General features: G+C 62.3%; 2 protein-coding genes. Both read right to left on the bottom strand.

From position 1 onward, the window contains the following. Window positions 1-638: 638 nt before the first annotated feature. The gene (locus ACIA76_RS43705; RefSeq protein ID WP_397161486.1) at window positions 639-1367 is read right to left on the bottom strand and encodes a hypothetical protein; all 729 of its coding nucleotides are present in this window, start codon (window positions 1365-1367) and stop codon (window positions 639-641) included. 97 nt (window positions 1368-1464) lie between these two features. Next, window positions 1465-1646: hypothetical protein (locus ACIA76_RS43700; RefSeq protein WP_397161484.1), on the bottom strand; the 182-nt coding region annotated here is incomplete at its 5' end.

Here is a 1646-nt window from a genome sequence, read left to right as displayed (position 1 = left end):
CACAAACACGACATGATCACGCGGTGGCCGCCCTGCTACCAGCAGCCCCGTCCACCAGCGCTGCCGTCACCAACGAAGTCCGGCTGGAGTACTAGCCGCCAGCACTACCCCCGCGAGGCCGTGAAACCCACGGTCTCGCTGTCGTGGCGCCGGTTCCGTAAGGGGCTATGGCAGGCACCAGCTGGTCGACCTGAGTGGCCTCGTACTGGCACGCGGCCCACCTCACCCCGTGCTGCGCCCACCACGCCCCGCAGCGTGGGCCTCTCACACCCCCGAACTCCAGAACGCGGTCACCGAGCTGGTGACAACATCGTTCAATACGCGCAATTCGGTATTTCCGGAGACTCCGCTGCCGTAGTCATGATCGGTCCGCGTAGCGGATCTGGAATATGTTCTCTCGGTGGATCACCTGCTGTCGGTGGTCCCACGACTGGCAACATGGTGGTCCCACAACGGGGTTCTGGCGTGCATTCGGTGATCGGAGGTGTTAATCATGCTGTGCCGCAGGTGATTACCGTACAGGTAGTAGCCCGCAGTCGGTCTGCGACACCGGCCCTGCCAGCGACACGAGATCGTCATCGTCGAACACCGCCCAAATCCGCGCGGCGAACATACGTGACAGTGCTACATCGGTCAGGTTACGAGAACGTCGGTCGCGCCATGAGGGAGTACCCTCCTGGGCTCTCCGGCTTCTCGAAGCCGACGCCGATTAAGAACTCGCCAGGGCGGAAGGTACCAACTGCGGCAGTACCCGAGAACGTCCAGGTTCCCTCCGCACCAGCCGTCGCCGGGCAGTCCACGGTGATGTCTTTAATAGGTTTGGAGGCCCGGGGCTTACCCGTGTACGTCATTAGACCAGTCAGTGTTCGGGTTCCTCCGTCGGTCTGGCACCGGATACGGCCTTTCATAGTGGCGGTGCCGTCGTCCGTAACAGTCGCGGAGTCCAGCAGCAACGCCTCATATACACCGGAGGACACAGCGAACTTTCCCAGCGACGAGGCGATGATTTGGCGGGAGTTAAGCCCCGTCAGGGTCACGGTGATCCTCAATGTCGAAGCGACGGGTTCGGTCAGCGGGACAGGCGCGGTAAACGATGCTCCCGGCCCCGGACATGGCAAGGTGTCCTCGAAAGATCCCGAAACGCTGTCACCTGAAGCGGCCTCCACACGTATGCGCAGCTTGGTACTCCTGCCGCATGAATACGTGCCCTTGACCTCGAGGTTCGTGCCGGTCTGGGTCGCAGTCTCTGCCTGGACGCCCAGACCCGCTGGCATGGACGCCTGCGTGGGGGTGGAGATCCCGCCGAGTATGCCGGCCGTGACTGCCGCGACCACCAGCGCCCGGGCGCCAAACGATCCGATCGACATGGTCGATGTTCTCCTTCGAGACGGGGTATGCCAACAAGCACCCACAGCAGGCACCGATCAAACATTCGTTGCCACTCACGACAAGGATGTCCACCTGTCAATCCATATGCGCCTCGGCACTGCACAACACGTCCGCATGATCTACACGGACCAGCACCAGCACGCGGATGATCGACTGAGGTTTCCCCGGATAGTGGACACTGATTTGGCAGGACCGGAGGTCCTGCTGGAAGGATGTCGCTATGCCTCCTCGCAAGCGCCGGTCGTTCACGGCCGAGT

The organism is Nocardia sp. NPDC051570, assembly GCF_044454005.1.
In the GTDB taxonomy this organism is placed as follows: domain Bacteria; phylum Actinomycetota; class Actinomycetes; order Mycobacteriales; family Mycobacteriaceae; genus Nocardia.
The sequence above is the reverse complement of the archived record's forward strand: the minus strand, read 5'-3'. Positions and strand labels throughout refer to the sequence as shown.

What these genes read in the sequence shown, in the direction of transcription:
- ACIA76_RS43705 (WP_397161486.1), bottom strand. Translation starts at nt 1,367, where the DNA reads ATGTCGATCGGATCGTTTGGCGCCCGGGCGCTGGTGGTCGCGGCAGTC.